Origin of the sequence: Actinophytocola sp. (assembly GCF_036002505.1) — a bacterium.
Taxonomy (GTDB): domain Bacteria; phylum Actinomycetota; class Actinomycetes; order Mycobacteriales; family Pseudonocardiaceae; genus DASYTH01.
Map to the genome: position 1 here is coordinate 1 of NZ_DASYTH010000184.1, position 6,636 is coordinate 6,636.

Annotated in this window: 5 protein-coding genes; 2 read left to right on the forward strand and 3 right to left on the reverse strand. The window is 72.2% G+C overall.

Going from position 1 to position 6,636, the window contains the following annotated elements; translation table 11 throughout:
* Positions 1–19 precede the first annotated feature (19 nt).
* The 3 genes from VGR06_RS15415 to VGR06_RS15425 all read right to left on the reverse strand — a co-directional run bounded on the left by VGR06_RS15415 (position 20) and on the right by VGR06_RS15425 (position 5,307).
* Positions 20–3,265: a S41 family peptidase gene (locus VGR06_RS15415; protein ID WP_327559758.1), complete on the reverse strand. Its 3,246-nt coding sequence runs from the start codon at positions 3,263–3,265 to the stop codon at positions 20–22.
* A 69-nt stretch (positions 3,266–3,334) separates the two neighbouring features.
* A complete protein-coding gene (locus tag VGR06_RS15420) occupies positions 3,335–4,297 on the reverse strand; it encodes a MazG family protein (RefSeq protein WP_327559759.1) in 963 nt (320 codons plus the stop codon).
* Positions 4,294–5,307 (reverse strand): hypothetical protein, encoded by a 1,014-nt coding sequence (locus VGR06_RS15425; protein WP_327559760.1) that lies wholly within the window; start codon positions 5,305–5,307, stop codon positions 4,294–4,296. Before VGR06_RS15425 ends, VGR06_RS15420 begins: the two co-directional genes overlap by 4 nt.
* Positions 5,308–5,450: 143 nt before the next feature.
* On the opposite strand from VGR06_RS15425, the gene VGR06_RS15430 reads away from it, so the two are divergent.
* Both VGR06_RS15430 and VGR06_RS15435 read left to right on the forward strand, forming a co-directional pair.
* A complete protein-coding gene (locus VGR06_RS15430) occupies positions 5,451–6,011 on the forward strand; it encodes a sigma-70 family RNA polymerase sigma factor (protein WP_327559761.1) in 561 nt (186 codons plus the stop codon).
* The coding region (locus VGR06_RS15435; protein WP_327559762.1) for a hypothetical protein at positions 6,011–6,636 on the forward strand (626 nt) is incomplete at its 3' end. The genes VGR06_RS15430 and VGR06_RS15435, both read left to right, overlap by 1 nt.

Genomic DNA, 6,636 nt, shown 5'->3' on the forward strand with positions numbered 1-6,636 from the left:
GGCCCCCTTCAGCGCACTCCTACAGCGGGGGGATCTCCGGGGGGACGGCGGCCGGGGTCGTGGCGAGCGCCTCGATGGCGAGGCGGATCGCGGTGTCCAGTTGGGGGTCCCGGCCGGCGGCGTGGTCCTGCGGGGTCATGACCACCTCGACGTCGGGGTCGACGCCGTGGTTCTCCACGCCCCAGCCGGGGCCACGCATCCAGGTGGCGTAGCGGGGCTGGGTGACCAGGGTGCCGTCGACGAGGTGGTAGCGCATGTCGATGCCGATGGTGCCGCCCCAGGTGCGCACGCCGACCACCGGGCCGATGCCCAGCGCCTTGATCGCGGCGTTGACGATGTCGCCGTCCGAGCCGGAGAACTCGTCGGCCACGGCCACCACCGGGCCACGCGGGGCGTCCACCGGGTAGGGCTCGACGTAGTAGCCGTCCCGGCCGATCTGCCAGCCGATGATGGTCCGGCCGAGCTTCTCCACGACCAGCTGGGACAGGTGGCCGCCGCGGTTCTCCCGGACGTCGACGATCATCGCCTCGCGGCGCACCTCCACCCGCAGGTCCCGGTGCAGCTGCGCCCAGCCGTTGGCGATCATGTCCGGCACGTGCACGTAGCCGACCCGCCCGTCGCTGGCCTCGTGCGTGTGGGCGCGCCGGCCGGCCACCCAGGCCTGGTAGCGCAGCGGCGTGTCGTCCCGCAGCGGGACCACCACCACCCGCCGGGCCGGACCACCCCGGCTCGGGCCGTCGCTCGCCGGGCCAATCGTCAGCTCCACCGGGTTGCCGGCGGCGCCGATCAGCAGCGGGCCCGGCCCGGCCGCCTCCACCGGCCGCCCGTCCACGGCCAGGATCGCGTCACCCGGCCGCACCGCCACACCGGGCGCCCGCAGCGGGGAGCGGGCCCGCGGGTCGGAGCTCTCCCCGGGCAGCACCGAAGTCACCCGCCACACCCCGTCCTCGTCGCGCGCCAGGTCCGCGCCGAGCAGCCCGAGCCGGTGCTCGCGGCCGGCCCAGCCGTCCGGCGGGGTGACATAGGCGTGCGACGTGCCGAGCTCGCCCTGCACCTCCCAGAGCAGGTCCACCAGCTCGTCGTGCGCCCCGACCGCGTCCACCAGCGGGCGGTACCGGGCCAGCGTCGCCGCCCAGTCCACCCCGCTCATGTCGGCGCGCCAGAAGTGGTCGCGCATCAGCCGGCCGGCCTCGTCGAAGGACTGCCGCCACTCGGCGGCCGGGTCGACCTGCACCCGGATCCGGCTCAGGTCCACGTCGATGTCGGCGTCCTCGTCGTCATCGTCATCGTCCGAGTCGACCTTGTGGTGGGCCGGGAGGACCCGCAGGCTGTCGCCGTCCCACACCACGATCCGCTCGCCGTCGCCGCTGGTCCAGACGTCCTGCAGGTCGCACACCACGGTGAAGGCCCGGCGCCGGCCGAGGTCGAACCGCTCGAGCACGGCGCCCGGCTCGTCGTCGTCGGGGTCGGCGAGGTCGGCGCCGAGCACACCGGTGATCGGCTCGCGGACCCACAGCACGCCGGTGCGCACCGTGTGCAGCCGCGCGTACCGGGCCGCCGGCACCGGGAACGGCACCACCCGCTCGGCCAGCCCCTCCACGTCGACCGTGGTGCGCGGCGGGCCGTCGCCGTCCTCGCCGTCCTTTTTGGACTCCTCGGTGTCGCCGATGGCCCGGCCGTGCAGCTCCGGGGCGAACGGCGACGGGGTGGTCGCGGCCAGCGGCACCAGGTAGGGCCGGGAGCCGTTGGCGAAGGACAGGTCGAACACGTGCGCGTCGTACACCGGGTCGAAGTTGCGGGCCGAGAGAAACGCGACATGCTTGCCGTCCGCGGTGAACACCGGGTCGGAGTCGACGAAGCGCAGCGGTGTCACGTCCACAGTGACAATTCCTTGGCTCGATGACGTAGCGTCAGGTGACACATCGGTGGTGTTGGCCATCCGGATGTGGCGCAACGGGCTCGGGCCCGGATGCGACCACACCAGCCAGTCCGAGTCCGGGGAGAACGCCAGGCCCTGCGGATCCCCCTCGGCGGCCCGCACCACCTCGCGGATCTCCCCGCTCTCCGGGTCGGCGAGCAGCAGCCGGCCGTCGTGCGTGGTCGCCGCGATCCGCCGGCCGTCCGGCGATGCCGCCAGCTCCAGCACCCGGCCGAGCAGTCCGGCCCCGATCCGGCGCGGCGGCGTGCCCGCATCTACGCCGTCTGCCGGCGCGATCTCCAGCGCGTCCTCGCCCTCGGCGTCGGTCACCCAGACCACCCGGTCGGCGCCGAGCACCCGGGGCAGCCGGGCCCGCACCCCGGGCCGCACCGCCAGCGCCCGGGCCGGACCGTCCCGGTGGGTCAGCCAGTGCACGGTGCCGCGGATGCTGACCGCGCTCGCCCGCCCGGTGCGGTCCGGGGCCACCTCGTCCAGGCTTTCCCTGGCCCGCAACGGGTACGGCTCGCGCAGGCCGCGCGGCCCGCCGAGCCGGATGTCCAGCCGGCGCGGCTGCGCGTCCAGATCCTCGACCAGCCACAACTCCCCCGCGCTGTGGTAGACCACCCGGCGGCCGTCCGTGCTGGCGTTGCGGGCGTAGAACTCCTGGTCGGTGTGCCGCCGCAGGTCCGTGCCGTCCAGCGCGCAGGTGTACAGGTTGCCCACGCCCTCGTGGTCGGACAGGAACGCGATCCGCCCGGCCCACCACATCGGCGCCGCCAGGTTACCGTCCACTTCGGACAGAATGCGGGCGAACTGGCCGCTGCCGGAGGCGTCCAGCCAGAGCTTGCCGGCGGTCCCGCCGCGGTAGCGCTTCCACCAGGCCATCTCCCGGGAGGTCACCGACCCGAGCAGCACCGCGCCGGACGGCGCGAAGGCCAGCCCGCCGACCGGTCCGTACGGCAGCCGGGTGGGCGGCGAGCCGTCCAGCGGCACCGCGTGCGCCCAGGTGCGCCGGAGCGACGCCTGGCCGGCCGCGGTCGCCGCCAGCACGGCACCACCGGAAGTCCAGCCGAGCACGGTGGTCCGGATGTCTCCCCAGTAGGTCAGCCGCCGGCTGGAACCGCCGTCCACCGGCGCCACGTGCACCTCGGGATCGACGTCCCGCCAGCTCGCCCAGGCCAGCATCGTGCCGTCCGGCGAGAACCGCGGGTTGGCCACGCCCGACTGGTCCGCGGTCACCCGCCAGGCCCGGCCACCCGCCACCGGCACGAGCCAGACGTCGTCCTCGGCCACGAACGTGATCAGATCGTCGTGCAGGTGCGGGAAGCGGAGGTAGGCAGCGGTCACGCCGTTACGTTAGCCGCGCGGACCGACGCCGCGGTCGCGCCACCGGGATTTCCGTTGCGCGCTGGGCGATCACGGCCAGAACCGGCGCCAGTCCTGGTGGTCCATCGTGAACGGATCGACGCCGGCTTTTCGGGCGGCTTCCTCGGCGGTACGTACGTTCTGGGCGAATTGCCGGGCTACCGCGCGAAGCTCTCCCTCGGGGTCCTGGCCGGCGAGCTTCGCCAGCGCGGCGAGGTCGAACAGCCGCGAGCCGGTGTCGGTGTGCCGGGGGAGCAGGTCGCCGGGCAGGCCCGCGCGGGCGGTGCGCTGGGCCAGCTTGGCGGCCAGGGCCAGCGCCGGCTGACCCAGCGCCACACCGTCCACACTGGACTCACGGCGCTTCTCGTCCTGCTTGAGCTCCTCCCAGCGGCGTTCCTGGGTGCGGGCGTCCCGCACCGCCGGGTCACCGCCGGCGAACACGTGCGGGTGGCGGCCGATCAGCTTGTCCACCAAGGCTTCCGCGACCTCGTCGACGGTGAACGGGTCGGCCGCGTCCTCCTCCGCCACCCGGGCGTGGAACAGCACCTGCAGCAGCACGTCGCCCAGCTCCTCGCGCAGCGCCTCGCGGTTCCCGTCCTCGATCGCCTCGAGCAGCTCGAAGCACTCCTCGACCAGGTACTGCCGCAGCGACTCGTGCGTCTGCTCGGCGTCCCACGGGCAGCCGCCGGGCGACCGCAGCCGGTCCATCACGGCCACCGCGCGCAGCAGCCACTGACCCGGAACCTGTTGTGTCCCAATGACATCCGCCCCGGCCGCGTGCAGCGCCGCGGCAGCCGGATCGTCCAGGTCCGCGGTGATGAGCACGACCGGACCCGCCTGCGCCAGCGCCAACAGCGCGTCCGGCGCCGGGGCCGGCTCGGCCGCCGTCCAGGTGAGCCCCGGCGCGCGGTACACCGCCCGGGCCGTGCCGAAGGCAGGGATCGCGGCCGCCGGCACCACCTCGCCGAGCGCCGGATCCACCAGCACGACGGCGGTTCCGGCGGCCGGGGTCATGGCTTGGCGCGGTTGCCGAGAGGAAGCACCAGGCCGCTCTTCTCGCCCTCACTCGGCACGATGCCGACCGCCAGCTCGTCCCATACCCCGTAGCGCGGGCTGAGCCGCGGGTGCAGCTGACCGGCCAGCGGACCGAGCAACCGCTCGCCGAGCGTCATGGAGAACACCGCGGGTGCCCGGCTGGCGAGCGAGGCGAGGTCGGCGGGGACTCCGTTGGGATCGCGGGCCACCTTGGCGATCACCCATTCGGTCTGCTCGCCCGAACCGAGCCGGACCGCGATCACCGAGTTGTCCGGCGCGGCGAAGAACTGACCGACGATCAGGTCGCTCACCGAGACCCCCTGGGGCGGCTGGCCACTCTCGGCGATCCGCTGGTAGGAGATCAGCGCGTTCCACTCCTGGTTCGTGAGGACCTGGGCCGGGTTCTCCTGGCTCGGCTGGCCGGCCGCGTCCTTGGCCAGCGCGGCGATCTGGTCCGGTTGCGCCGCCATCCGCCTGGCCAGATCGTTCGCCTGCTCCCGGGTGTAGCCGGGACGCTGGATGTCAACGCCGGTCAGCATCAGTTGCAGCGTGCCGAGGTACTTGCGGCCGAGCTCGACCGTCAGCAGGCGGTCCCGGGTGAGCTCGTGGGTGTCGAACCCGGCGTCGATCGACTTCTGCACCGGATCCTCCGACGGTGCCGCCTGCGACACGGCGTCGGAAACGTCCTTCTCCGAGACGGTCAGGTTCTCCCGCTTCGCCGCCTCCGCGATGAGCTCATGCCTGACCAGCTGGGTGACGATCCCCCGCGACACCAGGTCCAGCTTCCGGCTCTTCGCCAGCTCCTTCGCCGCCGGCTCCACCTTGAGCGCGGTGTCCAGCCGCTGCTGCACGTCATCGACCGTGATCACCTTGTCCCCCATGATCACGGCGGAGTTGACCTGGCTCGGCCCCGACCCACACGCGGCGAGCGCGCCCCCGAGCACGGCAACGGAGGCGACCAGCACGGCAGGGCGGCGGATTGCGCTCATCACGGTTGGTACCTTCTCACAACCGGGGCCAGCGCATACGTGTGAGGGCCAACCCGGCGACGCCGGACGGACCCTTCGCCGCGGCAAACTCGTGTTGAGACCCACCGGCGCTCGTGCGTCTACTAAGTGAGGACGCACACGTCGTGGATCCCGAGGACGCGATGAACCCGGCACGAGCGCGGCACAGCACCGGCAGGGGTGATGCCACCAAGCCGGCCGGTGGCGATCGGGTCGGCCTGCGGGATCTGTTCGACCAGCACTACCTCGCCCTGGTCAGGATCGCGGCAGCCGTCGTCGACGACCAGGACACGGCGGAGGACATCGTCCAGGACGTCTTCGCGGCCCTGCATGCCCGCGATCTGGCCGCCAGGCTTGATGAGCCGAGGCGCTACCTGACCGTTGCCGTATTGAATCGTTCCCGTTCCGCATTGCGCCGCCGCATGTTCCTCAGGCGGCTGCGAGCCGTGCATGTTCCGCACGGTGAGGGCGCGGACCAGGCGACCATCCGGCGCTCGGACCGGGACCGCGTGCTGGCCGCCGTCCGGAGGTTGCCCGGACGGCAGCGAGAAGTCGTGGTGCTGCGGTACCTCGACGACCTGCCGGTCCAGCAGATCGCATCGATTCTCGGCATCACGCCGGCCGCGGTTTCCGGTTCGCTCAACCGCGCGATGTCCACCTTGAAGCAGCGTCTAGGGAGGCCTTGATGGACGACATCGAGCGGATGGTGCGCGGCGCGCTGCACGACCGGGCGGCGGAGATAACCCGCGCGACGCTGCACGAGCCGGACCCGCGTCCGGCACGCCGGTCAAGGACCATGCCGGTCATGCTTGCCACCGCGTGTTTCGTGGCTGTCACGATCACGGTGCCGGTGACACTGTTCTTGCTCCGTGAAGGAAGCCCGGGAGACATTGCCGGTAACTCCCCGAGCAGACCATACTCCGGCCCACCAGGCTATGCGGGTTATCGATGGCAACTCACGTCGGTCCAGGCGAACGGGCAGAGATCTCCGATACCGCCGGAAATTCTGGCATCGGCTTCCTTCTTTCCGGATGGAACGGTGATCTTCCAGGACAATGTCAACGCACTGAGTGGCCGGTACGACGCCGGCGCGGATGGTTTTTCGGTTCACGACGTCGGTACCACGTTCGCTCTCTACGCCGGTGATGATCCATTGCAAAAGATGGTGATCAGCGCGATCGGCGCACTCGTCTCGGGCCAGGCCGTACAGGCGAACCTGTCCGGCACGCAGTTGGTCCTTGCCATTCCGGAGTACACGATGTCGTTCGAGCGGAGCGTCCCCGTCGACACCAGGACGGTCGGCCCGTCACC